General features: G+C 71.1%; 20 protein-coding genes. 4 read left to right on the top strand and 16 right to left on the bottom strand.

What is annotated here, in order from left to right; translation table 11 throughout:
- Nucleotides 1-141: 141 nt before the first annotated feature.
- The 4 genes from ACFWPI_RS26530 to ACFWPI_RS26545 form a co-directional block, all read right to left on the bottom strand.
- Nucleotides 142-801, bottom strand: a complete 660-nt coding sequence (locus ACFWPI_RS26530) for a zinc ribbon domain-containing protein (RefSeq protein ID WP_063350729.1) — start codon at nucleotides 799-801, stop codon at nucleotides 142-144.
- 243 nt (nucleotides 802-1,044) lie between these two features.
- Nucleotides 1,045-1,293, bottom strand: a complete 249-nt coding sequence (locus tag ACFWPI_RS26535; RefSeq protein ID WP_159398582.1) for a hypothetical protein — start codon at nucleotides 1,291-1,293, stop codon at nucleotides 1,045-1,047.
- Between the two features lie 138 nt (nucleotides 1,294-1,431).
- On the bottom strand, nucleotides 1,432-2,445 hold the full coding sequence (gene lepB / locus ACFWPI_RS26540) for a signal peptidase I (protein ID WP_380376742.1): 1,014 nt from the start codon (nucleotides 2,443-2,445) through the stop codon (nucleotides 1,432-1,434).
- A gap of 68 nt (nucleotides 2,446-2,513) precedes the next feature.
- Nucleotides 2,514-3,110, bottom strand: coding sequence for a helix-turn-helix domain-containing protein (locus ACFWPI_RS26545; RefSeq protein ID WP_063350727.1), 597 nt, complete (start codon nucleotides 3,108-3,110; stop codon nucleotides 2,514-2,516).
- A gap of 95 nt (nucleotides 3,111-3,205) precedes the next feature.
- Here ACFWPI_RS26545 and ACFWPI_RS26550 point away from each other — a divergent pair, with 95 nt between their 5' ends.
- Nucleotides 3,206-3,562, top strand: coding sequence for a hypothetical protein (locus tag ACFWPI_RS26550; RefSeq protein WP_380376739.1), 357 nt, complete (start codon nucleotides 3,206-3,208; stop codon nucleotides 3,560-3,562).
- Nucleotides 3,563-3,647: 85 nt separating this feature from the next.
- Here ACFWPI_RS26550 and ACFWPI_RS26555 read toward each other — a convergent pair whose 3' ends face one another.
- The 3 genes from ACFWPI_RS26555 to ACFWPI_RS26565 all read right to left on the bottom strand — a co-directional run bounded on the left by ACFWPI_RS26555 (nucleotide 3,648) and on the right by ACFWPI_RS26565 (nucleotide 8,106).
- Complete coding sequence (locus ACFWPI_RS26555; protein WP_380376737.1) at nucleotides 3,648-5,207, bottom strand: hypothetical protein; 1,560 nt, start codon at nucleotides 5,205-5,207, stop codon at nucleotides 3,648-3,650.
- Between the two features lie 407 nt (nucleotides 5,208-5,614).
- A complete protein-coding gene (locus ACFWPI_RS26560) occupies nucleotides 5,615-6,436 on the bottom strand; it encodes an SDR family NAD(P)-dependent oxidoreductase (RefSeq protein WP_380376734.1) in 822 nt (273 codons plus the stop codon).
- A 500-nt stretch (nucleotides 6,437-6,936) separates the two neighbouring features.
- Nucleotides 6,937-8,106 (bottom strand): magnesium and cobalt transport protein CorA, encoded by a 1,170-nt coding sequence (locus ACFWPI_RS26565; protein ID WP_063350723.1) that lies wholly within the window; start codon nucleotides 8,104-8,106, stop codon nucleotides 6,937-6,939.
- A 458-nt stretch (nucleotides 8,107-8,564) separates the two neighbouring features.
- Between ACFWPI_RS26565 and ACFWPI_RS26570 the strand changes: the two genes are divergently transcribed.
- Complete coding sequence (locus tag ACFWPI_RS26570; protein WP_380376731.1) at nucleotides 8,565-9,902, top strand: FAD-dependent monooxygenase; 1,338 nt, start codon at nucleotides 8,565-8,567, stop codon at nucleotides 9,900-9,902.
- A 91-nt stretch (nucleotides 9,903-9,993) separates the two neighbouring features.
- Here ACFWPI_RS26570 and ACFWPI_RS26575 read toward each other — a convergent pair whose 3' ends face one another.
- On the bottom strand, nucleotides 9,994-10,893 hold the full coding sequence (locus ACFWPI_RS26575; protein WP_380376726.1) for a RimK family alpha-L-glutamate ligase: 900 nt from the start codon (nucleotides 10,891-10,893) through the stop codon (nucleotides 9,994-9,996).
- A gap of 256 nt (nucleotides 10,894-11,149) precedes the next feature.
- On the opposite strand from ACFWPI_RS26575, the gene ACFWPI_RS26580 reads away from it, so the two are divergent.
- Nucleotides 11,150-12,556 (top strand): ABC-F family ATP-binding cassette domain-containing protein, encoded by a 1,407-nt coding sequence (locus ACFWPI_RS26580; RefSeq protein ID WP_380376723.1) that lies wholly within the window; start codon nucleotides 11,150-11,152, stop codon nucleotides 12,554-12,556.
- A gap of 166 nt (nucleotides 12,557-12,722) precedes the next feature.
- Here ACFWPI_RS26580 and ACFWPI_RS26585 read toward each other — a convergent pair whose 3' ends face one another.
- The 7 genes from ACFWPI_RS26585 to ACFWPI_RS26615 form a co-directional block, all read right to left on the bottom strand.
- Nucleotides 12,723-12,923, bottom strand: coding sequence for a hypothetical protein (locus ACFWPI_RS26585; protein WP_380376721.1), 201 nt, complete (start codon nucleotides 12,921-12,923; stop codon nucleotides 12,723-12,725).
- Nucleotides 12,920-13,573, bottom strand: coding sequence for a hypothetical protein (locus tag ACFWPI_RS26590; RefSeq protein ID WP_380376718.1), 654 nt, complete (start codon nucleotides 13,571-13,573; stop codon nucleotides 12,920-12,922). The genes ACFWPI_RS26585 and ACFWPI_RS26590 overlap by 4 nt, the downstream gene beginning before the upstream one ends.
- Before the next feature lie 20 nt (nucleotides 13,574-13,593).
- The gene (locus ACFWPI_RS26595) at nucleotides 13,594-15,810 is read right to left on the bottom strand and encodes a hypothetical protein (protein ID WP_380425081.1); all 2,217 of its coding nucleotides are present in this window, start codon (nucleotides 15,808-15,810) and stop codon (nucleotides 13,594-13,596) included.
- 55 nt (nucleotides 15,811-15,865) lie between these two features.
- Nucleotides 15,866-16,696: a hypothetical protein gene (locus tag ACFWPI_RS26600; protein WP_380376715.1), complete on the bottom strand. Its 831-nt coding sequence runs from the start codon at nucleotides 16,694-16,696 to the stop codon at nucleotides 15,866-15,868.
- A 108-nt stretch (nucleotides 16,697-16,804) separates the two neighbouring features.
- A complete protein-coding gene (locus tag ACFWPI_RS26605; RefSeq protein ID WP_380376712.1) occupies nucleotides 16,805-17,368 on the bottom strand; it encodes a Crp/Fnr family transcriptional regulator in 564 nt (187 codons plus the stop codon).
- A gap of 133 nt (nucleotides 17,369-17,501) precedes the next feature.
- Nucleotides 17,502-18,017 (bottom strand): Pycsar system effector family protein, encoded by a 516-nt coding sequence (locus tag ACFWPI_RS26610; RefSeq protein WP_380376710.1) that lies wholly within the window; start codon nucleotides 18,015-18,017, stop codon nucleotides 17,502-17,504.
- 215 nt (nucleotides 18,018-18,232) lie between these two features.
- On the bottom strand, nucleotides 18,233-18,391 hold the full coding sequence (locus ACFWPI_RS26615) for a hypothetical protein (RefSeq protein WP_380376708.1): 159 nt from the start codon (nucleotides 18,389-18,391) through the stop codon (nucleotides 18,233-18,235).
- A gap of 191 nt (nucleotides 18,392-18,582) precedes the next feature.
- Between ACFWPI_RS26615 and ACFWPI_RS26620 the strand changes: the two genes are divergently transcribed.
- Nucleotides 18,583-21,822, top strand: a complete 3,240-nt coding sequence (locus ACFWPI_RS26620; protein WP_380376706.1) for a hypothetical protein — start codon at nucleotides 18,583-18,585, stop codon at nucleotides 21,820-21,822.
- A gap of 577 nt (nucleotides 21,823-22,399) precedes the next feature.
- On the opposite strand, the gene ACFWPI_RS26625 is transcribed toward ACFWPI_RS26620, so the two are convergent.
- Complete coding sequence (locus ACFWPI_RS26625) at nucleotides 22,400-24,658, bottom strand: hypothetical protein (protein ID WP_380376704.1); 2,259 nt, start codon at nucleotides 24,656-24,658, stop codon at nucleotides 22,400-22,402.
- Nucleotides 24,659-24,996 lie beyond the last annotated feature (338 nt).

Consider the following 24,996-nt stretch of genomic DNA (forward strand, 5'->3'; position numbering starts at 1 on the left):
GGCCCCAATGTTTCCGTCGGGCTCCCCCGGCGGGCCCGCCCCCGGCGGGGGGGGCGCGGGGGGCCCTCCCCCCGCCGGCCCCCCGCCGTCGCGAGGTGCATGGGGTGCGTGGGGTGCGCAGTGTGCGCGGGGTCTGCGGGGTCAGCGCCTGGTGCCGCAGCCCGGGCAGAACGCCGCGCCCTCCGGGATGTCCTGGTGGCACTGGCCGCACTGGGTCGGCTGGGCGAGCCGGTGGCCGCAGCCCGGGCAGAACGGCGTGCCGTGCGTCTCCGCCGAGCACTGCGGGCAGACGAGCTGGCGCGGCGTCCGCACGTCGAACTCGGCGCCGGACTGCTGGCCCTGCTGGTAGGAGCGGTCGGACACCATGTCGTTGAGGCCGCGCCGCTGCGCCGCCATCGCCTCGGCCGCGGTGTCCGGGGCGCAGGTGTGGCACAGGCCCTGGCCCGGGTCGAAGCAGCGGCCGCAGACGTAGTGGGTGCAGCGGGCGCAGCGGTTGAAGTGCACCTGGGCGTTGGTGATCGCGCGCTGGAAGGCGGCGTCGCGCGCGTTGCCCCAGGTGTGGCCGGCCAGGCCGTCGGCGGCGTTGCTGATGGTGTTGGCGTTGCCGCCGATGAGGTTCCAGGCGGCGCTGACGCCCTTGCCGATCCAGCCCGCCACCTGGCCGGTGGTGAACGCCTCGAACGACGAGCGCCAGGTGTCGGAGCAGCGGTAGCAGGAGAACTCGAACTGGAAGCCCGCGCCGGTGCCGTGCTGCTCGCACAGGTCGCGGTAGTTGCTGCTGAAGTAGATCTCGGAACTCACGTCGTCCCCGGTCGATGAAGTGGCATGTCGGCGGCCCCGGGCCCCCCAAGGTGCCGACACGGATGGGGCGGGTCACGGGGGCGCTGCACAGAATCGCACATGCCGTCATATTTTGTGAATCTCTTATGGACAACGCCTCTATGGACAACGCCTCGTGATCGCCGCACCGAGGGACGTCCGAACCCACCGGACCGGTTCCGGTCACGCCGGTACCGGTTCCGATCGGAACCGGCCGACGCCTCCTCAGAGCCCGGCGACCGGCAGCAGCAGGACCCGCGCCGGGTCGAACCGCTCCCACCCGGCCGGCCGGCCACTGCGGCTCACCCGCAACCGGCACCACCGCTGCCCGGCCGAGTCCTGCCACCAGCCGCTGATCCGCCCGGACGCCCAGGTGCCGCCGCCGAGGTCCACCTCGACCGGCTGGTACACCCACTGGACGTCCGGGTCCGCCGGCTCCCCGACGGCCACAGGACTGCGCCGACTCTCCACCACGGTTCCGCCTCCCGACCCGGCCCCGACGCGCGGCCTCCCCGGTCGGGCGGCCACGCGACCAGGCGTGCAGCTCACCCCGGAAACTCTACAGGCGTGTAGAGAATCGCGGGAGGAGTTCCGCCGAAGCCCTCACCCGGCTCAGCGGCGGCCCCGGCGCGCGCCGCGGCGGCGGCGCCACAGGGCGAACGGCACGACGGCGGCCAGCCCGAGCGCGTCCGGCGCCGACGGCGCCTCCACCGGCGCGGCCGCGCCCGCGCCCGCGCCCGCCGGCACCTTGCCGAAGGTGTCCGGGACGGGCAGGGTGGACCAGTCCGTGAGCGGCCACGCGACGACGAAGGCCCGGCCGATCACGTTCCCCACCGGCACGAAGCCGTCACCGGTCTCGTTGTGGTGCGGGCGCGAGTCCCGCGAGTTGTTGCGGTGGTCGCCCATCACCCAGAGCTTGCCCTTGGGGACGGTGACGGTGCCCACCGGGTCCTGGTCGCAGGGCGCCGAACCGGGGAACAGGTACGGCTCGTCCAGCGCGACGCCGTTCACCTTCAGCGGGCTGCCCGCCTTGCACTCGACGGTGTCCCCGCCGACCGCGATCACCCGCTTGATCAGGTCCTTCTCGTCCGCCGAGGGCATCAGGCCGACGGTGCTCAGCACCTTCTGGACCGAGCTCATCACCGAGCCGTCCGCGTGCGTCGGCGCGCTCTCCAGCCAGCCGCCCGGATCACGGAAGACCACCACCTCGCCGCGCTCGGGCTCGGCACCGAACCACGGCGTCAACTTGTCGACCAGTACCCGGTCGCCGATCGCCAGGGTCTGCTCCATCGAACCCGAGGGGATCGAGAAGGCCTGGACGAAGAAGGTCTTGATGCCGAGCGAGAGCAGCAGGGCGATCACCAGCAGAATCGGAAGCTCCTGCCAGAACGGGCGCTTCTTCCGCCCGCTCTTGGCGTCCGGCTCCGCGCCGCCGACGCCGTCGGCCCCACCGGTCGGACCGCTGCCGCCGCTCCCGTCGCCGCCGGAACCACCGCCGGCCCGGCCGGCGCCGCCGCCGGAGGCCTCGAAGGCCCCCGCCGCGCCCGGGACTTCGGGCGCACCCACCGCGCCGCGCTCCCCGGTTCCACCGCTCTCGCCGGACTCCGTACTCTGCTGGACACTCATCTTCTCGGCCCCTCCCGACGGCCTGGCGGGAGACCGGAACGGAAAACCCCCGCTGTCAGGGAACGAACCTACCGAACGGAGGTTCCCGGGCGCGCCCTGACATGGATCCGCTCACCCTGAGGACCGAACAGACTGAGGAACTCCACCGGCTGCGGCCCGGCGTTGCCGAAGGCGTGCGGGGTCCGGGTGTCGAACTCGGCGGCCTCACCGGCCGTCAGCACCAGGTCGTGCGAACCGAGCACCAGCCGCAGCCGGCCGGACAGCACGTACAGCCACTCGTGACCCTCGTGCACCTTCAGCTCCAGCTCGGGCTCGGTGCCCCGGCCGGGCGGCATGATCTGCTTGAAGGCGTGCAGACCGCCGAGGTGGCGGGTGAGCGGGATGATGGTCTGGCCGTTCCTGGTCACCGGGCGGGGATGGACCCGGGGGTCTCCGGTGGCCGGGGCGCCGACCAGTTCGTCCAGCGGCACCCGGTACTCCCGGGCCAGCGGCAGCAGCAGTTCCAGGGTCGGCTTGCGCTGCCCGGACTCCAACCGGGACAGCGTGCTGAGCGAGATCCCGGTGGCGGCGGCCAGTTTGGCGAGGGTGGTGCCGCGCTCGCGTCGCAGGGCGCGCAGCCGGGGGCCCACCGTGGTGAGGACGTTCTCGAAGTCTTCGTCGGCCATGCCTGCCATTCGCCGGGACGGCAAGGGCGTTTGTCAAACCGGCACACCGGTGCACGGGCGCGCGGGCCCGTCCGCGCGCCCTATGCTGTCCGGCCATGCGCATCCACCTCACCCGGGACAGCGTCGCGGCCGGCGACGACGCCGACGCCCCGCACCCCGCGGCGCTCACCCTCCCCGACGGCCTCGACCTGCCGCAGGCGCTCGCCGCCCTCGGACTCCCCCGGCCGTACCTGCCCCTGATCGGCGGCGGCCGCGCCAGCTGGATCCTGCGCACCGGCGACGGCGCGCCGCTCGCCGTACTCGCCCAGCAGTGGCCGTGCGCCCGGCGGCTCCCGGGCGCCCGGGGCCCGCTCGCCCGCCTGGCCGGCCCGGACGGCGACGTCCGGCTGCACGCCGAGTACCGGCGCCAGCTGGACCCGGACGCCGAGTACGACCGGCTCGCCGCCGACTGAGGCCGGGGGCGCCGGAGCCTGGACGCACCAGAGCCCGCCGGGGGTTTCGCCGACGCCCGTCCGGAGCGTAACCGGCTGCCGGCGGCTACCGGTACTCGCGCAGGCGCGGTCGGACACCCAGCGCGGTGAGCGCGAGCGCCGCCGCCAGCGCGCCCGCGGCCAGGGCCGCCGTACCGGCGTCGAGGTCGCCGTCGGTCGCGGCGACCGCCGAGTCCATCGCCTTGGCGTTGACCGCGATGGTGTCCCCGATGGCCGTGCTCAGCTGGTCGAAGTCGTAGTTGGACTGCCCCTGGGAGAGGCCGGTGTTGAGCGTCACCGCCTCCTTGAGCCGGCCCTCGTCGCGCAGCGCGCGGATCTTCCGGTCGTCCTGCTGGTACTGCTGGAAGGCGGCGAGCACCCGCTCGGCGGCGTCCTGCTCGCCGGGGAAGGTGATGTTGTGCAGTTCGGTGCCGAGGTAGCCGCCGAAGGGGACGGCCGTGTGGTCAGCGCGGTGCCGGGCCGCGGCGGCCGCCAGCTGAGCGTTGTAGTCGGCGAGGGTGGCGCCGTCCAGGCGGGCGATCGCCTGGGTCTTGTCGAGGAAGCTCTGCTCGTAGGCGGCCGCGCGGGACGGGTCGGTGAGGTAACGGCTCTCGTCGGCGTTCAGGTCGAAGGCGACGGCACGGGCGCGGCTGAGCGCGATCACCGAGTCGTAGGCGTTGCTCTTGGCGGTCACCAGGTGGTCGTCGGCGCGGCTGACCAGGTGCAGGCCGATCGCCAGCACGACGGCGGTGAGCAGCGTGACTGCGGCCAGCACCGGGTTGACGACGCGGTGGTAGCGCACCGCCAGGACGCGCTGGAGCCCGAGCAGCGCGGCGAGCGCGAGCAGGCCGACCGCGAGCAGCCACCACCAGCCGCTGCCGAGGGCGTCGCGGCGCTCGGTGTAGACCTGCTCGACGGTGGCCTCGTTGGCGGCGGTGACCTGGTCGGCGGCGGGCAGCAGTTGCTGGCGCAGCAGGTCAGTGGCCTGGCGGTAGGCGTCCAGGGCGGCGGGCGAGGGCTGGCCGGCCGGGGCCTTGGCCTGCTCCTCCAGCAGCTGGGCGCGGGCCACCAGGACCTCGTAGCTGCCGAGCCGGCCGAGCACCTGCTGGACGGCGCGCTGGCCGGCCGGGTCGGCGGCCGCGGCCTGGGCGGCCTGTTGGAGGTCGCCGTCGGCCTGCGCGCGGCGCTGCTCGTAGGTGTCGAGGGTCTGCTTGCGCAGCGTCGTGTAGTCGGGGTCGGCACCGACCAGCAGCAGGTTGGCGGCCTGGGCGTCCATGTCGCTGAGCGCGAAGTAGAGGTCGGCGGCTCGGGTGGCCTGCGGGGCGGCCCGGTGGCCGATGGTGTCGGTGCCGTCGCGGGCCCCGCCGAGGACGGTGGTGGCGGCCGCGCCGAGGCCGATCAGGGCGGCCAGGCTGAGCGCGGTGAGGCCGCGGACCAGGCGCGGGGTGGTCCAGTAGGCGCGGCCGCCGACCGTCCGCGCGCCGTGCCGGAGCCGGGCCAGGGGGCTCGGGCGGGGGGTCGGGGCGGCCGTGGCCGGGGCTGGGGCCGGTTCCCCCGCCTGATCGGGTTCCGTCCCCGGGGCCGTCTCCCCCGTGGTGGCCGTCGTGCCCGCTGCCGAGGTGGTCATGGCCGCATGTTCCTCTCCCCCGTTGTACGGTCCGCCGGGGTTTCCTGCTGAAACCGGAGCAGAACCGTTTCTCTCCGCCGGGCGACGCTAGTGCCGCGCCACCTGCGGGAAGCCGCCCCCTGACGGCTCCTTGACGCCGCCGGGCGCCGTTCTTGACGCATCCTTAGCGACCGTCCCCGGCGCCCGGCGGTGCCCGCCGGTTCGCGGCGGCCCTCAGCGGTTCGCGGCGGTGATCGGCGGTGGTGATGGGTGGTGGTGATGGGTGATGGCGATGGGTGGTGGGCTGCGGTGGTGGGCGGGTCAGCCCTGCCCGGCCCGGCGGCCGCGGTTCGCCGTGCTCTTCCGCCGGGCCCTCTTCTTGCGGGCGCGCTTGGACATCGTGCGCTCTCCGATTCCGGGAAAGGGCTTCAAGCGGCCTGGCCGACCAACTGGTCCGCCAGCTTGACCAGGCGCTTCAGCGAGCGCTCCTCCTGGGCGGCCTGCGCCACCGGCGCCACCGAACCGCCGTCGTAGTAGGCGCCGTTGGCGACCGCGACGTCCGGCAGGCAGAGCCGGACGACGGCCGCCGCACCCTCCGCCGCCGGCGCGCCGGCCCGCCCGTACAGCGGCAGCAGCGCCGTGTCGCACAGGCCCGGGTTGAGGCTGACGGCGGTGATGCCGGAGCCGGCCGGGGCCATGTCGGCGGTCGCCATGGTGAGCGCGAGCTGCGACTGCGCGTACGCGGCCACCCGCGAGTACCTCTTCACCCGGTGCGGGTCCGACCAGTTCATCGACGCCGTCCGGTGCAGCGAGGACGAGACGTTGACGATCCGGGCGTCGCCGGACGCCGAGAGCGGCGCCCGCAGCAGCCTGGCCAGCAGGTGCGCGGCCAGGAAGTTGACCTGCAGCGAGACCTCGTTGCCGTCGTCGGTCAGCGTGCAGCGCTCGGGCGCCAGCGCGGCGGCGTTGTTGACCAGCAGGTCCAGCGCCGGGTAGTGCTTGACGACCGTGCCGGCCAGCACCGCGACCTCCGAGAGGTGGGTGAAGTCGGCGGCCAGCTCGACGAGTTGGTCCCGGCGGGCGCCGGCGTCGACCAGCCGGGCGACGGCCGCCTCGGCCTCCGGGGTGGTCCGGGCGTGCACCAGCACGGTGGCACCCAGCCCGGCGAGCAGCCGGGCGGTCTCCCAGCCGATGCCGGAGGAGGCGCCGGTGACGAGGGCGGTACGAGCGGACAGGACGGATTCGGACATGACCGTTCCCAGGGTGCGGGGCACCGCCGGCCCTGTCCGGGCCGGGGTGCGGGCTCAAAAGACCTGATGAGATGCGGAACTCGCGCGCCCGCCCGCACCCCGCGCCGATCGGACGACGGGGCGGGGCGGGGCGCGGCACGTGCCGTGCCCTCCGGCGGGGAGGCGCGGATCAGCGCACGGCGATGGCGGCCGCGGCGACGCGGACCGGCGGCCGCGGATGCGGCGGGCGGTCGTGGTGGCGTGCCGGGCGGTTCATGCTCCTCATCCAACCGGCGGGCGCGGACCGGGGCAAGCGCCGCGCCGCCGCCCTGACGAATCCCTGACGCCGGGCGAACAGCCGTGCGGTCGGCGCCGGTTGCGGCAGCCGGTCAGTGCTGCCTGCGCGGGGCCGCGCCGGCTTGCGGCGGCACGGCGGAGCCGGTCGCGAGCACCGCGCCCGAGCCGGACCGCGCCGCGCCCCGCACCAGCCGCGCCCCGCCGCGGCCCGCCGCGGCCCGCCGTCAGAGCCAGTTGCGGCGCTTGAAGACCACGTACAACCCGGTGCAGACCAGCGCCATCAGCCCGACCGCGAACGGGTAGCCGAACGCCCACTTGAGCTCCGGCATGATCTCGAAGTTCATCCCGTACACGGTGCCGATCAGTGTCGGCGCGAAGAGGATCGCCGCCCAGGAGGAGATCTTCTTGATCTCGTCGTTCTGCACGTGCCCGGCCTCGGCGAGCTGCTTCATCTCCTCGTTCTGCCGCTGCGAGACCAGCGTCGCGTTCACGGTCAGGATGTTCTGCAGCATCTGCCGGAAGCCGTCCACCCGCTCGGCGGCGTAGGTGGCGTGGTCGGCGACGTCGCGCAGGTAGCGCTGCAGCTCGTCGTCGGTGCCGTACTTGCCGAAGCCCGCCTCCAGGCTCTTCATGATCTCCAGCAGCGGCCGGGTGGCCCGCTGGAGCTCGATCACCTCGCGGGACAGCTCGTAGATGCGCCGGGAGACCTGCGGGTCGCCGCCGAACACCTCCGTCTCGATCTCGTCGATGTCGTGCTGGAGCCCGGCGATCACCGGCGCGTAGCCGTCCACCACGGCGTCCAGCACCGCGTACAGCACCGCCTCCGGGCCGAGCGCGAGCAGGTCCGGGTCCGTCTCCAGGCGGCGGCGCACCGCGGACAGGTCCGGTGCCTGCGAGTGGCGGACGGTGAGCACGAAGTCGGGGCCCACGAAGAGGTGGATCTCGCCGAAGTCGACCTCCTCCGCCTCGTCCAGGTAGCGCGCGGCGCGCAGCACCACGAACAGCGTGTCGCCGTAGCGCTCCAGCTTCGGCCGCTGGTGGGCGACGATGGCGTCCTCGACGGCCAGTTCGTGCAGGTTGAACCGGTCCGCCGCCTCCAGCAGCTGCGCCTCGGCGGGGCGGTACAGGCCGATCCAGGCCATCGCGCCGGGCCGGTCGGGCAGTTCGCGGTAGATGTCGGCGAGGTTCGCCGGTGTGTCGATCCGCCGCCCGTCCCGGTAGACCGCCGCGTCCACCACGGAACGCTCCAGGGTGACCGGCTCGACGGGCTGGTCGGGCCGCGGATCCATCGAGTGCTCCGGCGCCGGCTGCGCGTCGGCGGGTCCGGAGCCCCCGGCGGGGCGGGAGAACGGACGCTTGCTCGCGCGCACGGCGCGCACACGCCAGTCGGACATGGCGGGTACCTCCACGGTGGGTGCCCGGTCGCCGTCCGGGGACGGCGGGCCGGAGGCGCCCGGCCGGCCACCACGCGCACGGCGCGACCGGCGGCACCCCGTCGAGGACGAGGTCAGCGCCGCGTGGGAGCCGTACGGGAGGAGGAACGCCGGGTGCCGCGAATGGTGCGGGACAACCGGGGGCGGGGCCGACTTCGACCCGGACTACTGCACTCCACGGCTCTCACCTCCTCGGCTCCGCGCGCCCGCGCACCGGAAGGGGGGCCTGCACAACTCCCGCCGAGTGTAGTACCCGCTCCCGGGTGCCTCCCACCGCCCGCCCCCGGGGGCGCCGCGCGACAGTGTTCCGGACCGGTCGTGCGCCCGGCGCGTTCGGGCACCAACGGCCGCCCGTGTCCTGCCCGTTCATCCCGCCGATGCAATTACGGGGCCGCCACCGCCCGACTACGCTACGTGTCATGACTTCTTCGGAAACGGCCCCCGGGCGGGGCACGGCGGTGGTGATCGGCGGCGGGCTGGCCGGCACGGTGGCGGCCTGGGCCCTGCGCGGGTTCGCCGAACGGATCGTGGTGGTGGAGCGGGACCGCTACCCGGCGGAGCCCACGTTCCGGGCCGGGGTGCCGCAGGGCCGGCACGCGCACCTGGTGCTGGAGGCCGGGCACCGGGCGCTGGAGGAGATGATGCCCGGCATCAACCAGGAACTCACGGAGGCGGGCGCGACGAGGGTCGCCGTCTCGGGCGATCTGAAGTGGCTCAGCTCGGCGGGGTGGATGGCGCAGTACCCGGCGCAGCTCGCCTTCCTCTCCTGCACCCGGCCGGTGCTGGACAAGGCGGTGCTGGACCGGGTCCGCGCCGAGCCCTCGATCGAGTTCCTGGAGGGCGCCGACGTGGTCGGCCTGCTCGGGTCGGCCCGCACGGTGACCGGCGTCAAGGTCCGCGACCGCGGGCCCGAACGCAGCGAAGTCCGGGAGATACCGGCCGAGTTGGTGGTGGACGCGGCCGGCCGCACGACCTCGGTGCCGGACTGGCTGGCTGAGCTGGGCCACCCGCCGGTGCCCGAGGAGCGGGTGGACGCGGGCGTCGCGTACTCCTCCCGGCTGTTCCACCGCCCGGCCGGCGTCGACATCGGCTACAAGGCGATCTACGTGCAGACCAAGGCCCCGGACGCGCCCCACCTGGGCGTGCTGCTGCCGGTCGAGGGCGACCGCTGGATCGTCAGCGTCGCCGGCATGCGCGGCGCCGAACCCGAGCCCGGCGAAGCCGGGTTCACCAAGCAACTGGCCCGGCTGCGCGACCCGAGCATCCGCGAGGCGCTCCAGCAGGCCGAGCCGGCCGGCGAGGTGCGCGGCTTCGTCCCCGGCCCCGGCATCCGGCGGCACTACGAACGCAGCGCCCCGGACGGCCTGGTGGTGGTCGGCGACGCCGCCAGCACCTTCAACCCGGTGTACGGGCAGGGCGTCACCGTCGCCCTGTTCTGCGCCCGGGAGCTGCGCCGCACCGCCCTGCGCCACGGCGGCATCGGCCACGCCACGACCCGGGACGCCCGGCGCGCGATCGCGGCCGTCTCCAAGAACCCGTGGGTGATGTCCTGCACCGAGGACGTCCGCTTCGCCGCCACCACCGGCGGACCCTCCGGCGCCCTGCTCGCGCTCCAGCACCGCTTCCTCGACAAGGTGCTGGCCGGCGCCGCCCACAACCCGGCGGTCACCGCCGCGTTCCACGAGGTGATGTCGCTGGTCGCCCCGCCGACGCTGCTGTTCCGCCCGTCGCTCCTCGCCGCCATCCTGCGGAGCTGACCGGCCAGGGACGTGCCCGGCCGCCGACAGGCCTCCTTCGCCAGCCGCCGGCCCGGGGCGCGCCCGGCCGCCGCGCGCCCGGCCGGAACCGTCAGACGGGCTCCAGGTGCGCGGCCACGTACGGCACGGCGACCTGCTCCAGGGCGCCGCGGCCGAACGCCGGGTGGACGTTGACCTCGAAGACCACGCCGCCGCTCTCGGCGGCGAGGTCGACACCGGCCAGCGGCAGGCCGAGGCAGGCGACCGCGCGGATCGCCAGGTCCGCGAGGCCCCGGGGCAGTTCGGCGGCGGCGAGCGGGGCGGAGACGGCGCCGCGGCTCTCGTTGCAGGGGGCGTCCGGATCCGCCTGCACGTGTTCGACCACCCGGACCACCCGGCCGTCGAGCACCACCACCCGGTACTGGTGGCGGCGGCCGTCCGGGGTGAAGTTGCGGGCATCCCGGGCGATCAGCCAGTCCGCCCCGTCATGCTCGTAGTGCCGTGCGGCGGAAGCGAGTTGGGCGTGAGTGGTGACGTGGAAGACGTCGTCGCCGCCCATCCCGACGCAGGGCCGGGCCCAGACGTCGCCGCCGAGCCGGTCGAAGGCCTCGGCGGCGGCCCGCAGGCTCGGCCGGGACAGCGAGACGGTCGGCATGTGCGCGACGCCGTCGCGGGTGAAGCGGGCCACCGTGAGGTCCTTCTCGGTGGCCGCCCGCCAGGCCTGCACATCGGTGCCGAGCGAGCGGGCGCCGTGTGCACCCAGCAGCCGCTGGAAGGACGCGAAGTCGCGCCGCCGGTGCGGCGGGATCTCGTAGACCACGACGGCGTCGGCCGCCACACTGCGGCCGTCCGCCTCCAGGCGCAGCCCGCCCCCGTCGTCGGGACGGATCCGGCCGCCCCCGCCGGTCATGAAGTGCCGGGCGTCGAGCAGCACGGGCGCCCGGCCGGTGAGGGCCCGGGCGGCGGCGGCGAGGACGTCGCGGCTTCCTTCGGTCGAACTGTGATCAGTCAAGAGAACGAGCTCACGTCGACCCATGCGGGTCATGGAAGCGCGGGGCCCGCGCCCCGGCAAGGGGGCCCCACGAGCCAACACCCGCCCCACTGGCCGAAACCCGCGCGGACGCGGTGCGCTCCCGCCGGCAATTCGGATGCGGACGCTCCACCCGCCCCGCTACCCTGGGCCGCATGTCTACGCCCCGAATTTCCTAGCCGACGGACCCGCCTCCACACCACCCGTGTGTCCGTTCGCTGTTTCGGAGCGTTATCCCATGATCACCACCCGTGGTGTCGACCTGCGCGTCGGCGCCCGCCTCCTGCTGTCCGACATCACCGTCCACATCGCCCCCGGCGACCGGATCGGCCTGGTCGGCCGCAACGGCGCCGGCAAGACCACCCTGCTCGCCACCCTCGCCGGACAACTGCCGCCCGCCGCCGGGACGGTCACCCGCACCGGCCCCGTCGGCTACCTCCCGCAGGACTCCCGCGCCGCCGACCCGTCCGCCACCGTCACCGACCGCATCCTGTCCGCCCGCGGCCTGGCCACCGCCGTCCACGCGCTGCGCGCCGCCGAAGAGGCGATGGCGCAGGCCGACGCACCGCACGAACAGCGCCGGGCGATGGACGCCTACACCCGCGCCGAGGCCGAGTTCCAGTCCCGGGGCGGCTACGCGGCCGAGGCCGAGGCCGCCCGGGTCGCGGCCGGCCTCGGACTGCCCGCCCGGGTCATGGACACCCCGGTCGGCACCCTCTCCGGCGGCCAGCGCCGCCGGGTCGAGCTGGCCCGGATCCTCTTCGCCGACCACGGCACCCTGCTGCTCGACGAACCCACCAACCACCTCGACGCCGACTCCGTCGCCTGGCTGCGCGGCTTCCTCGCGGCCCACCAGGGCGGGCTGGTCCTGATCAGCCACGACCTCGGCCTGCTCGCCGACACCGTCAACCGGGTCTTCCACCTCGACCCGCAGCGCGCCGCGATCGACGTCCACAACACCGGCTGGCGGGCCTACCTCGACCAGCGCGCCGCCGACGAACGCCGCCGCACCCGGGAACGGGCCAACGCCGAACGCAAGGCCGCCGCCCTGCACGCCCAGGCCGACCGGATGCGGGCCAACGTCGCCACCGCCACCAGCGCCCGCAGCATGGCCCGCCGCGCCGACCGGATGCTCGCCGACCTCGAACCCGCCCGGCAGGCCGAACGGACGGCCCGGATCCGGCTGCCCGAACCCGCCCCCTGCGGCCGGATGCCGCTCGGCGCGATCAGCCTCGCCAAGGCCTACGCCGGCCGCCCGGTGCTCACCGGCCTCGACCTGGCCGTCGACCGGGGCAGCCGGATGGTCGTGCTCGGCCTGAACGGCGCCGGCAAGACCACCCTGCTGCGCATCCTGGCCGGCCACGAGAGCCCCGACACCGGCCGGGTGGTGCCCGGCCCGGGCCTGCGGCTCGGCTACTTCGCGCAGGAGCACGACACCCTCGACCCGGCGCGCAGCGTCCGCGACAACCTCGCCCAGGCCGCGCCGCACCTGAGCGACGGCGAACTGCGGCACGTCCTCGGCGCGTTCCTGTTCCGCGGAGACGACGCCGACAAGTCGGCCGGGGTCCTCTCGGGCGGTGAGAAGACCCGGCTGGCGCTGGCCGGCCTGGTCCAGATCGGCGGAACACTCTGGCACCCTACCTGACCAGCCACGAAGTCGGACAGGTCCAACGCCCTCTCCTGTCCGAGCGTTCGGACGGCTCGTGACTGCGTCCCGTTGCCCCAGTAACGGGACGCAGTCAGAAAGCCTTCCCCAACAGTGTCCGCCTGACGTGACCCCAACGCCGTCCGTCCGGGATGGAGACCCGTCTCTACGGCTCAGGCCGGCGGGCCTCCGTCTCTTGGAGATGGCGCTGGAGGAGGTACTCGACCTCGTCGGGCGCGCACTGCATCCGAGCCTGCTGCCAGGCGCTGCCGAACTCGAACGGAGAGCGGCTGAGCCGCTGGAGTCGGAGGGCCCGAACGGTCGTGAGCGGGGCGAGCAGGACCCGCCACAGGCTTGCCGCCCTCATCCTGCCCGCCCGCCCGGGGCGGCCCGATCCGGTGGCGCGGTAGCCGCCATCAGGGCCTCGACGGACTGCCGGAGCAGGAGCTGCATGGCCGCGTGCCGGGTCTCCAGGTCCTTGAACCCGGCACCGACCGCCTCCCACTGCTCGAGGAGCGGGTACCACCAGGCATCGCAAGACCTCATCGCGCGTGAGAGCCTTTGCAGGTCAGCCACTTGAGCATCGTCCGGCAACCGGGAGGTCCGCTCGATGTGGTCGAGCACAACGAGGCTCGGGTGGTCGTAGAGGGCAGTCTTGAGGAACTCCAGCCGTCTGATCCGTTCGGTGTCGGCCCGCCGGGTGGCCAGGGTCTCCTGCACGGTGGGCGACAGGCGGAGGACGAACTTCGCGGACAGCAGCCGGTAGTGCGGGGTGTTCCGCCCATCGGGCACACCGAGCACGGCGTTGAGGGTGTCCTCGGCCCCGAGCAGGTCGTGCGGCTGCAGCCCGGCGGTCACTTCCGCGGCGGCGGCGCGGACATCACTGCGGACCTGCTCCGCCAGGTTGACGCGGCCTCGCGAAGTGGGCCGCCAGGCCAGGGTGAAGGTCGCCTCGAACGGTACGCCCTCTTCGGCGCTGGGCAATTGGCACGGCCGCGGGAACCCGGTCGTGTCCACGGCCCGCAGCCACGGCCACCTCATCGAGCGGTGCCATCGAGCGCGAAAACCTCGTGGTACTCGGCACCGACCAGGTGATCATAGAAGTCCTCGGCGATGTTGACGCCCTGCGCCGTGACCGACCCCGTGAGCGCCTGCATCAGTTGCATCCCGGCCTGGAGCATCCGCTGCCCGCGGAATGGGACGAGTAGCTGGTCGCGGAGCCGCATGTAGCTGTCGGCGTCACCGGCACAGGAGCGGATCCAGCCCGTCATCCGCAGGATGGTCTCGCCCGCGGTATCGGAATTGCCCAGCAGCTCCGCCAGGGCACCCTGCACATCGATCTCCGGCGCGTCGCCCAGGAGCAGCCACGGCAGCCCCGGGCTGTCCACCGACATCAGGGCGAGGAAGGCCAGGCTCCCGCTCCAGGACGAGCCCTTCGCCTGCTGCCAGTTCAGGATTTCGGTGACCAGCCGGGCCCGGCCGCCGGGCTGCCGGGCGAGCTCCTCGAAGGCCGTGAGCACGGTTTGCCGTACGGCCGGGTCAGTGGTCCTCTGGGCCACCCGCCGCAACCGGACCACCGCCATCTTCGCGACGGCGGAACTCACCTCGGGGTCAGCCAGGACGAGGCGGCAGGTGGACACCACGACGGGCGCGCTGCCGCTCGTGTCAGCCCACTGGTAGAGCGTGGCCCAGACGAGGCTTCCGACGTGCTCGTCGGACACCACCGCCCTGAGGACTGCGCCCAGCAGGTCCGGCGCGGTCAGCTCGGTCAGCTTGTTGAGGTGTTCCCTGGTGCCGTGGCGCAGGGCCAGGGACGCCAGCGTGCGGACCACCGGGTCCGTCGGGTCGGGCCGGGAGGCGAGCTTCCCGAGCCAGGCGAGTAGCGGCGTGCGCATGGCCTCGTAGTTGTCCCACACGTACTCGAGCACGGCTCGTCCATAGGCCGGCCGATCGAAGAGCACCACGTCGCGTCCGTCGACTGTCGCACCGATGTCCTGGATCCGGCGGCGCAGACCGCGGGTCGCGAAAGCCGCCTGTGCGGCCGTCCCCGCCGTCAAGTCGGCGTTCGCCAACTCGACTGCCGCCTGCAACTGCCGCGCACCGGCGGACACCAGGGACACCGACGCGGACTGCCTCACTGCCAGGGCGAGCAGCAGGTAGCGGTCTTCCAGCGCCAAGGAGCGGTCAGTCCTGCTAGGGGCGACGGTCCGGTCCCCGAAGAGTTGGTCCAACTCATCGCGCCAGTCGGACAGCGCGTCCAGCACACGCTCCTCGAAGGTCTTCGCCGTCTCCTGGTCCGCGCTGTTCCGCTGCGGGGCAGGCGCTTCCGGGTACAGACGGTGCTCCTCCCAAGCCGCGACAATCCGGTGGACCGCCCGGACCGCCGACACGGCGTTCAGGCCTTGCAGCCGGGACTGGGCCTGCTTGGACGCCTTGATCTCCTTGGCCGGCTCGTGGTGACCACCGGCCTCGAGGTGGGTGTCAACCACCGAGCCTGCCGCGGGGGGCTCCGTCAGGCGCAGCACGTACACACCGGGCCGGGAGACCAGGCCGGGCGCGTCCCAGAGCTCCTGGGCCACAGTCAGCACCAGGTGGGATCCACAGCCGCGGAGATGCTCGGCGTGCTTCCCGAGCGAGTTGAGGAAGTCGGCCGAGACCCGGTCGGTGTCCGGATCCTTGAGATCAAGTTGGAAGGCATGCCGCTCCTCCAAGGGCAGCCGGCTCCGGCTGGGCGAGTTCCAGTCCGCCTGCAGTTTGACCAGCGTGGTGCTGGACGCGGTGTGCTCGGCCAGCAAGCGCAGCGCGAAGGTCGTGGCGCCGATCGCCCGAGGGGCGACGACGACCAGGACGGGTGCCCGCAACCCACCGGTGGTCGGGTCGAGCGCTTCCCGCCAGGAGTCCGTCCACGCCTCACGGACGAACGGCTGCTCCAGGAGGTTCTTGCGGTCCTGCTCCTCGCCCTCAAGGACGTCGCGCTTGCGGGTCTCGAGGATCAGCTGCTTGACATCTCCGCCGACGACGACGTCGACCTGGCTGTGGAAGTGCGTCACCGGACCGGTGACCGTGCGGATACCCGGGGCCACTACGTGGGTGGGGGACGGTTGCGGAACCTCCTCGACCGGGGCCCGCAAAGCGTCGGGCGGCTCCGAGCGGTGGTCCTGCCGGGGCTGTACCCACTTCGGCAGCCGGGATTCGAGGTCTTCGCCGCTGTTCCTCTCATCGTTCGGCTCGTCAGCGGGCTGGGACGGGTACACGGTTTCGGACACGGCTTCTCCTTTGTATGGACGCGACGGACGAGGCGGTGTCGGCTCAGCGGCCGCGGCGGTCGATCCGGAGGTTCTTGATCCGATCCGTGATGACGGGATCGGTAACCGCCCCGTTGAAGTTGAAGACGGTCCCCGCCCTGGCAGGCTGCTCCGGTGCGGGATGAGTCGGAGGTGTGGTGGCGGTGTCCGGAGTGGGGATGCTGGGGTCGGCCAGGTACTCACGGAGGGAGGCTGCAGTCAAACCCGGAACGAATAGCCGGCACGACGTCTCGAACCCGGGCTTGCCCGCCACCCTGGCGGCTGTCGCCAGGAAATGGCGCTCCGTGAGCTCCTGGTGAGTGCGCCCGGCTTGCACGGAGCGGTGGTAGACGGGCTCCGAGAGGACCGCCGCGAGGAACAGGCCGTTGTCCTCCGCGGCCGCGACGGCCTGGTACGCCGCGTCGCTGTTGACCAGGCGGCAGGCGTCGTTGATCGCGGCGCCTCGGTGGTCGGGGACGCTCAGTGGGCCGATGTGGACGGCGGCACGGACGCGGATGGCCGGTGCGGCGGCCATCCGGACGCCCTCGTAACGCTGAAGCGCGGCACTCAGGTTCCCCAACAGCGGATCGACCAACCGCGCGACGTCCCCGGGCGGGAGCAACAGGATGACGCCGTCGCCAGTGTCCTTGTAGCCGGTGTCCAGCGTCCGGGGCGCGGGCAGCCCGCTCTGGGTGAAAGCGGTCTCCAGGATGCTGTCCAGATCGGACCGGACCGGCGCCATGTGCGTTTCGGGGAGCCGACTGTAGCCCTTCATGTCAACGACCATGACGGCCTGCTCAGGCGGCACGTCACGGTCCAGGACGTCGTGGTCTCGGGTGAAGGCGGAGGAGGTCACGGGCGGTCGGCCTTCCGGCAGTCGGGGCGGTGAACGAGGCCCCATGCTGCTCGGCCGAACGATGCGGTGGTGCCCAGTGCTGGGCACCACCGCGGTGGCCTGCGTCACTCAGGCGAGCACGTCAGCCTGAATGGCCTGCATGTTCCGGATGACCAGTCCGCCGCCGGCCTCAGTCCCGAGCCAACCCCGTTCCCGCCACGGTCGGATCGCGCTGCCCACACCGTTCCGGGATGCGCCGATCAGCTGTGACAGCTCAGTCTGGGTCAACCGCACCACGGTCTCGGTTCCGCGCCCGGAAGCCGCCTGGACCAGTCGTCCCAGAGCGGCGGCCAGACGTACCGGCACCGGAGCGGTTGCCATTTCCAGCCGGGCCGCCTCCGCCTCCCGGACACGCGCAATGGCGTGCCGTAGCAAGGGAATTGCGAGATCATGCTCACGAACAAAAGCAAGGAAGTCGGGAGCGGGGATGAGATGGAGGCGACACGGTTCGGCGGCGATCACCGAGGCCGAACGCGGCTGGGCATCCAGGACCGCGAGGTCGCCGTACAGTTCGCCGGCACCGCGGACGGCCAGCAGCGTCCGCTCGCCATTGGCGCCCGCCAAGGTGACCAGGGTGGATCCGGAGCTGAGCAGGATGACCTGGGTGGCGGGGTCTCCCTGGCGGAGCAGCATGGATCTGACGGGACGACTGCGTTCCGGTGCAAGACTGCACAGTTCCGACCAGAGCTGATCGCCAATGATAGATTCATGACGAAGATACATATGCCCCCCCTGATTCGCCTCGGGTAACAGCGGCACGATGCTCTCAATTCGTACAGGAAATCAACAGACCGATTCCGGTCACCGTGCCCGCCGCCGCGATCAGATCCACCGAGGTCCTCACCGCCCGGAACTTCCGTTCAGCGAGACCGGCTAGGCGCCACAGGCGCTGCGCCTCCATGTCGATCAGGGTCGCTCGGTCAAGAGTCGCCAGGTCGGCAAGGGCGCACGCCATCACTGGACCGGATCGCGATGACTCAAACTCGGCCAATGACCGGCCCTGCGGCAGCACGGGCCGGACAGCAACAAGCGCAGCCGCCGCAGCGGCGATCAGCAGCGCACAGCCGCACGACACGGCCACGCTCAGCAGTGCCGGCCCAGTGGACCACACCGGGACGGCCGCCCCCGCCGCGGCCAGCAGACCGCTGGCCAGCGCGCAGAGCGCGGCAGCCTTCCCGTCAGCACGTTGGAGCTCGACGAGCACCGCCGCCGACCTCGCCCCCAGCACCGCTTCCACCGGGACGAGCGAGGGATCGCCAGTCCCGGTGTTCGCCTCCGTCATCGAAACCTCCTGAGGTAGTTCGGACGATTTGGTACAACTACCTTCCGGGAGGCGGGTAGAAGTAGAAGCCCAGCACCGGGCACCGCCAGTGTTTCCCTTGTCACAGTCGGGCACGGACAAGGGGCGATTGGGTGATTGACCGGTTCGTTCTCGCGGTTCGGGCAAGACCGTGCGAGGGGCCGATGGCCAACGCGGTGCAGGCCGTCGCTGTTGTGTCAGCAGTCCCGAATGATCTTGTGCTTGCCGACAGGGGCAAGCGTTCGCTCGACGCGGGCGCGGATGCTGTTGAACGTCCACGATCCGCAGCCGAGCCACACCCGCGACCAGGAGGCTTGAACCATCACCGTCAACAGCAACAGCAACAGCTCCAACATTTCGCATTCAATTGACCTAAATTCACGCCTGTTTGTTCCGCACTCATCTGCGAGAGCCCGTCGAGCAACGACTGGAATCCATTGTTGCGCCCCCAGGTCGGTGTGCCAATTGGCCAATTGGCAGCCTGGCGGCGATCAGCCTGCGACAATAGGACACCCGTGATGGGTAACGCCTGGGAATCGAGGTAGATATGAAGGAATCCGAACGTGCGACCGGCGCGATCGTGGACCAGTGGACTCGGGTCTCCGCTGACCCCAACCTCCGGATGGCGCCGGCCCTCGGAACTCCAGGCAACGTGCCACCAGGGGAGGACCTCAGCCTGAGAATCGGGTGGGACCGCTTCGAGAAGCTTCTGTTGGCGGTCGTGCAAGGTGCCCGCGGTCTGCGTGAGACCAGGTTCCGCCGTTATGGGGTGCAGGGGCAACCGCAGCACGGCATCGATCTGGCAGGGCGTGAACCCGACGGAAGTTACACCGTAGTCCAGTGCAAGGACTACCAACGGTTCACAGGGACCGATCTCCGTGCAGCAGTCGAGCTGTTTGCCGGTGGTGTGCGGCCGTTCGGCGCCGACCGCCTCATCGTTGCGACCTCCGCCCCGACCCTGGCCACACAGGTCGTGGAGGAACTCGCGACACTTCGAACGGAGCATCCGGATCTCGATCTGGATCTCTGGGGGGCCGAACAGATCAACGAGCACCTTCGCTATCAGGGTGATGTCGTCGCCCGGTTCTGGACTCGTGAGACGGCGACGGTGTTCTCCACAGCGGCACCTCTACCCGGCGTTCCGGCGCCTCCTCCTGATCGGCAGGAGCAGGCCGACCGCATCCTTCTCGGCCCGCTGAACACCGAGGATGTGAAACCGCTTCTCCGGGAAGCCGAGACAAAGCAGACAGCTGCGCCGGCCGAAGCCGCCCGACTGTACGGACTCTTGGCCTCCCGCTTCACCGAGGCCGGTTTCCGGGGGCACGCGATGGTGCTGACCGGTCGACAGCTCGACGCGCTCAGAACGGCGGGACAGCTGGAAGAGGCGGCTGGGCTTGCTGCTCAGCTGGCCGCGGTCGCACTCCACCACGCGGACTGGTACGAGGCGAGGCGACTTCTCCACGTGCTGCAGGAGTTGTCCCGAGCGGCGGCGGAGACGGACCTGGTACAGGCTTCCTTCGTTCAGCGCCACATGCGGTTGGTCAACGCCGCGATCCAGCACGACGGGCATCCGTTCGGAGAGTCCTCACATCTGCGTGCGGTTCTCAACGAGGAGCATCCGAAGGTGGAGGGGTACCGGCCGTTCCTGGTCCTGAACCTCGCCGAGGCCACGCTGGCCACCGAACCCGATCGGGTCGAGAGTCTGGATCCGCTCCTCCGTCGTGCTGTGAGCCAGATCCAAGAAGAGGCTGGCCTGAAGGCCGGAGAGCAGGAGATTTCGCTCCGCCTTCGGCTCGTACAGGCCGAGTACAACGCCGACGAGCGGCGTGCGCTTCTGCGATCAGCCCGGCTCCGTAAGGTTGGAGGCCGTCACCGGGCGTTGATCTATGCGCGTGAAGCCCGGCGTCTGGCGCTAGGGGCACGAGCCGAGGAGGCTTTGGAGTGCTGGCGCGAGGCCGTCTCCGACGCCATTCTGGCCGGACTGTCCGAAGAAGCCGCCGACTGGCTTTACGCCATTCGTGCACTCAACGTCCAGTACGGCCCTTTGACCACGGAGATCGACGAGGAGCACCGTCTCGCGCAGGCTCTCCGGGGAACCGCGACGGCTCGTCTACTCGACCATGTGCGCGGCCCTCGGGAACAGGCGATGTCCGCTCTGGTGGCCGACAAACCCGTCGAGGCCGTGCACGCGGGTCGGAGGTGGCTCACCGAGAGTGTGGCGGCCGGAAGCTGGTCGGATGAGTTCTCGGCCCTCTCGTTCCTCGGCGACCGCTATGCAGAGAGCTCCGAACCGGCTCTCGCCGCGACGTACTACCAGCGGGCGGGCGACACGGCGAAGGTGAAGGAATTGGCCGCTACGGCCGGGGACCGGCTCCTCGCTGTGCAGACCCTCGGGCAAGGGCCCTGGTGGGAGCTGCGTACCCGCGCCGTCCTCGTCTCGGCCCAAGTGGACCTGGTCGACGACGATTCGGCCACGGTGCTCCTGGAGGAGCTCACCGAGCTCACCTCCCGCGGCCGACGCGATGAGCTCGCGGATTCCCCGACCTTCGCCCTCACGACGCAGGCGGCGAGGACTGCCTGCGCCCTTGCCGGACGCGGCACACCGGTACAGGCTCGCGCCCTACTCGAGCTGCTCTCTCCTGACGTACCTCGCGAGCCGAACCATTACCAGGTGACAGATGCCGAGCACGCCAACGCTTGCCTTGAGATCGCCTTGGCCCACCCAGACTTGGCGATGGAAGCGCTCTCCCGCCTTCTCGACCTTGCCAATCTCGGCGTGGAGAAAGCTGTTGCGATCGCGCTGGACGATCGTGTCCTGAGCTCGTTGGGAGCGGAGCGAATGGACAGCGCCGCCCATCGGCTAGGGGACGAAAGCATCTCACTGACTGACGACCAGCGAACCGTGCTCCGCGTCCGTGCACTCGGACTGGACGCACGCGGCCACTATCTCGCAGACGTCATCCGCCACGAGCTCAATCCGGAGCATCTGTCGGCGCGCCAGCAGGCAGAGCAGGCACGTGATCGAATTCTGGGCCGACCCGAGCCTGATCCGTGCCGAACCGAATTCGGTACGGCGATCGTCACCGACTCTTATCTGGTCTGCAGCCTCGGCGTTGAGGACCAGAAGGCCTGCCTCGCCAAGCTGCAGACGATCGCCGAGGACAGCCGGGAAACAGCTTCGACGAGGCAGGATGCTCTGACGGCGCTTCGTAATCTCGTGACACAGCAGAGCAAGCCTGTGAAGCGCGATGTGTTCCTGGCTAGCAGGAGCTTCGTCGGCGGCGACCGCAACGGAAGCGCTCAGGACGAATTCACGGGCAAAGCGCACCGACTCAGCTCCTTCAAGATCAGCCTGGGGTCAGCCTCACTGAAGGGGCAGGGACTTCAACTCGCTGGGGCGGCGGCAGCAACCGACGAAGAGCATGATTGGGTTGCGAAGCAAGCGGTAGGTCTGCTCCGCAGCGAGGACCCGGCCGAGGTGCGTGCGGCAGCTTCGGTGTTCGCGCGACTTCCGGAGGAGACCACCGAGCACGTGGATGTCGACTTGCTGTCCACGCATGGTGACCCCGCTGTGCGCGAGGCCAGCGCGATTCTGTGCATGCGCAGACCAGGACTTCACCGGAGTACGGCTCTACGTCTTGCTCACGACGACGACTTCCGGGTACGCCGCACCCTGGCAGCGGCAGCGGTGCGCGCTTCCGCAAGCTCGCCGGACGAGGTGCGGACTGTAGTGGAGCTGCTGGCCGCCGATCCACGTCACAGCGTGCGGCGAGCCACTCGCATATGACCCCTCCAAGCTGGCGACAAGCACCGACCTCGGCATAGTCAACTCGAGGTCGGTGCAGTCGCAGCGCTTGGTCAAGGTACAGTACGAACGGCTCGACGATAGCTCCGCGGAGCCAGCTATCGATAGATACGTACGACCGGCATCAAACGACTAGAAACCATCCCGGTACCGTCCAAAGCTCCAAAGAGCGCAACCCACTCCGCACCACGGATACGAACGTCAGACGCCGAAGACGCAGCCCCAGCCGCACGCTCAGGACATGTATCGCTGAATCAGATCGGCGGAACACTCCGGCACCCTACCTGCCAGCAGCTCTGGCTGGCGGCATCCGAGAAGTCGCCGGCTCCACCTCCGCCGTCTGTGGACTCATCGTTCCGAGGATGGTGGCGAGAGCCTGACCCGTTCAACGGCCGTGGGGCCCACTTCAGCGTCGACGGCCGTGTCTAGCTCCGCACAACCCATGTCGGCGAGCCGCGCGAGCGTACCAACCCCTCGACCTACGCCCCCCGGTGGGGTCGGCTGTCCGTGAGCACTCTTGGGGGCCTTTGAAGACCATCTCTAACGACCTCCTGCATGGTTAGACGGCCTGGCACTGGCAGTGGCCGCCCTCGGCCGCCCGCCGACGGACGGTCTCCACGGCCAACCGCTCCCGGGCCTCCGCCAGATCGGCAGCCAGCCTCTCAACCGTCCGCCGCAGGTCGGCCACGCTCTCGTCCCTCATCTCCTGCTCCTTCGGCTTGGCCCGGTGGAGGGCGTGGCGGCCCCGGGAGCGCCGTGCTGGTTTCGATGTCGGCACCGGTTCGGGCCATTCCTTTCCGGCGCTGGCATAGCGTCGCTCCTGTACAGCGTCAATCGGCTGGCGCTGGAAAATGTCTCCTGCGCCCATCCGGCGAAGGTTCGCCGCACGACGCTCCTGGGCAGCCTCGATCTCCTCGCGCAAGGCTTCCCTAGAGTCGGGAATCAGCTCCTCGGTCACCTTTGCCAGCCTGTCCGCGACGTCGAGGCGAGGGCGCGAACGCAGCGACACGATGACCTCCGCGACCGCTTGCAGGGACAGCCCCCAAACGGTGCGCGCGAAGACCGGCTCTGCGATGTCCGGGAACTCGCTCAGCTTGGCCAGCAGTTCTGCGGCGACTCCCGCCGGGCGACTCCGGGTAGTCCGGGCGAGAAGATCGCAGCCATGCTCACGAAGGTCGGTGGCGAAGAGCTTTCTGCCCATCCTCAGGATCTGGTCGACCGTCATCCTCCGCTCAGCCTCCTCAAGACACCGACCGGCGGACTCGCCACCGGGCGTGTCCAGCGCGCGCATCAGCTGCGTCACCTCCGCGGGCGCGCGCAGGAGGACGAAGTTCCCCGTGATCAGTGCGGCGTGCGCGGAGAGGTCGACCGCCTGGAAGCCCCGCACCAATGCCGCCGCGTCGGTTCCGCTCCGGAATTCCGCGGCATACTCCGCAGCAGCCTGGATCCTCGCAGCACCGTCTGCGAAGCCCAGACCCGACAGCACAGCGACGATCGTCCGCGGCCGCCCGTAGCGATTGAGCTCGTCGAACATCTGATCGGCGAGCCAGATCAGTCGGCCCTGCGACAGTTGACGCAGCAGTTCAGCTGTGTCCTGCGGCCGACGCTGCTGGACGACGAGCACGACCAGCCGTCGACAGAGTTCCGGCAGCCCCGCGTCCTCAAGGCCATCCGCCACTTCGACGAGGGCGGCGATCTCGCGTTCTTTCGCCATGACGTCCAGACAGCGCCCAACTGTAGAGGACAGGCCGTGGCGTAGGTTCAGTTCCAGCAGCAGTGAGATCACGTCGTCCGGGCTCCGGACGGCGGCTGCGGCCATCGCCACGGTGTCGCCGGGTTCCGGGTCCTCACCGGCCTTGTGCAACTGCACGGTCAGCTCCACTACCTCCGGCCAGGACTGCAGTTCCACCCAGGTCCGGATCACTGTCGCGGTGTAGTCGTCGAGCCCCCGCGCCGCGAACGCGCCGATCAGTTCGGTCACATCGGAGACGGTCCTGCCCAGCACGGAGGCGGGGAGTGTCGCCTGCGCCTGCTGCGGCCGACCGGCCTCGTGCAGGGCGACGAACAGATCGACCGCATCTCCGAGCGGCCTGTGCCGGCCTGCCGAGCGGATCAGCTCCGTGGCCACCGCCAGTTGCCGGTCGTCGGCTGCGGCAGCAAGGCCCACCAACTCGCTGACCGAGGCGCTCTCGGCGTTCGACAGCAGGGACACGAGCCCTCCGGCAGCCGGTACCCGCTCGGTCACCAGGAGCTGCCACATCAGCTGTCGACACTGCTCGGTCAGTCGCAGCCGCCAGTCCCGTTCACCGAACAGTTCCTCACGCAGCTCGTCCACCTCATCGCGCAACCTGTCGCGTTCGGCCTCGACGCGTTCGTACTGCGACAACTGCCAGGCCAGCTGAGCCGCTTGATCCGAGGAGCCACGTTCTCGCCTGAGCCGGTCTAACTGCTCTTGATTCTCCCGCAGTTCCTGCTCGCGTGCCTGAAGTGCCCCCTGCAGCTCCGACTCTCGCGCCAGACAGTCCCGAACCTCCTGCTGGGCTTCCTCCAACTGCGCCTGCGTCTGCTGGACGGGTCCTCCGCCATTCAGGGCTCGCTGGCGCAGGTGCAGCAGCGTCGCCTGCTCCTCGTCGTCGACCCGGGCACCCGCGGCCGCCAGATCGTCGAAGAGGTCCTCGAGGAACCGCTGGGTCGGGATCCTTTCGCCGCTCAGGTACCGGCAGATGGCCGAGGCCGTGATGTTCCTGCGCTTCCCGTACACCCGGTAGCTCACCCGCAAGGAGTCGAACAATGGCCGCAGACGCGACGCGAAGTCCACTCGCTCCACCCCCAGGTCTCCGCGGACCACCAACGTCCCCGGGGTACTGCCCTCAGCCACTGCACCGTCCTTCAATGTCAACTTCAGTGCCCTGCGCGGTGAACGGTGAACGGACCCCAACGCGAAGGACAACGGCATCCACCACCACTGTCCCTGATCAGCACCCGCACCAGAGGCCAAAAGGCCCGTTGCCACCCCAATCGTCAACACGTGGAGTTGACACCCGGAACGTCAACGCGTTGCCGCTCCCGCAACGCCTCCCGCGGCTCCCACGCTGGGAACACCGCAAGCAGCGGACCCACCGCCCGGCGCAGCCCGGGCCTTGCCAAAGGACCGAC

This window comes from Kitasatospora sp. NPDC058492, from assembly GCF_042720685.1.
Lineage (GTDB): Bacteria > Actinomycetota > Actinomycetes > Streptomycetales > Streptomycetaceae > Kitasatospora.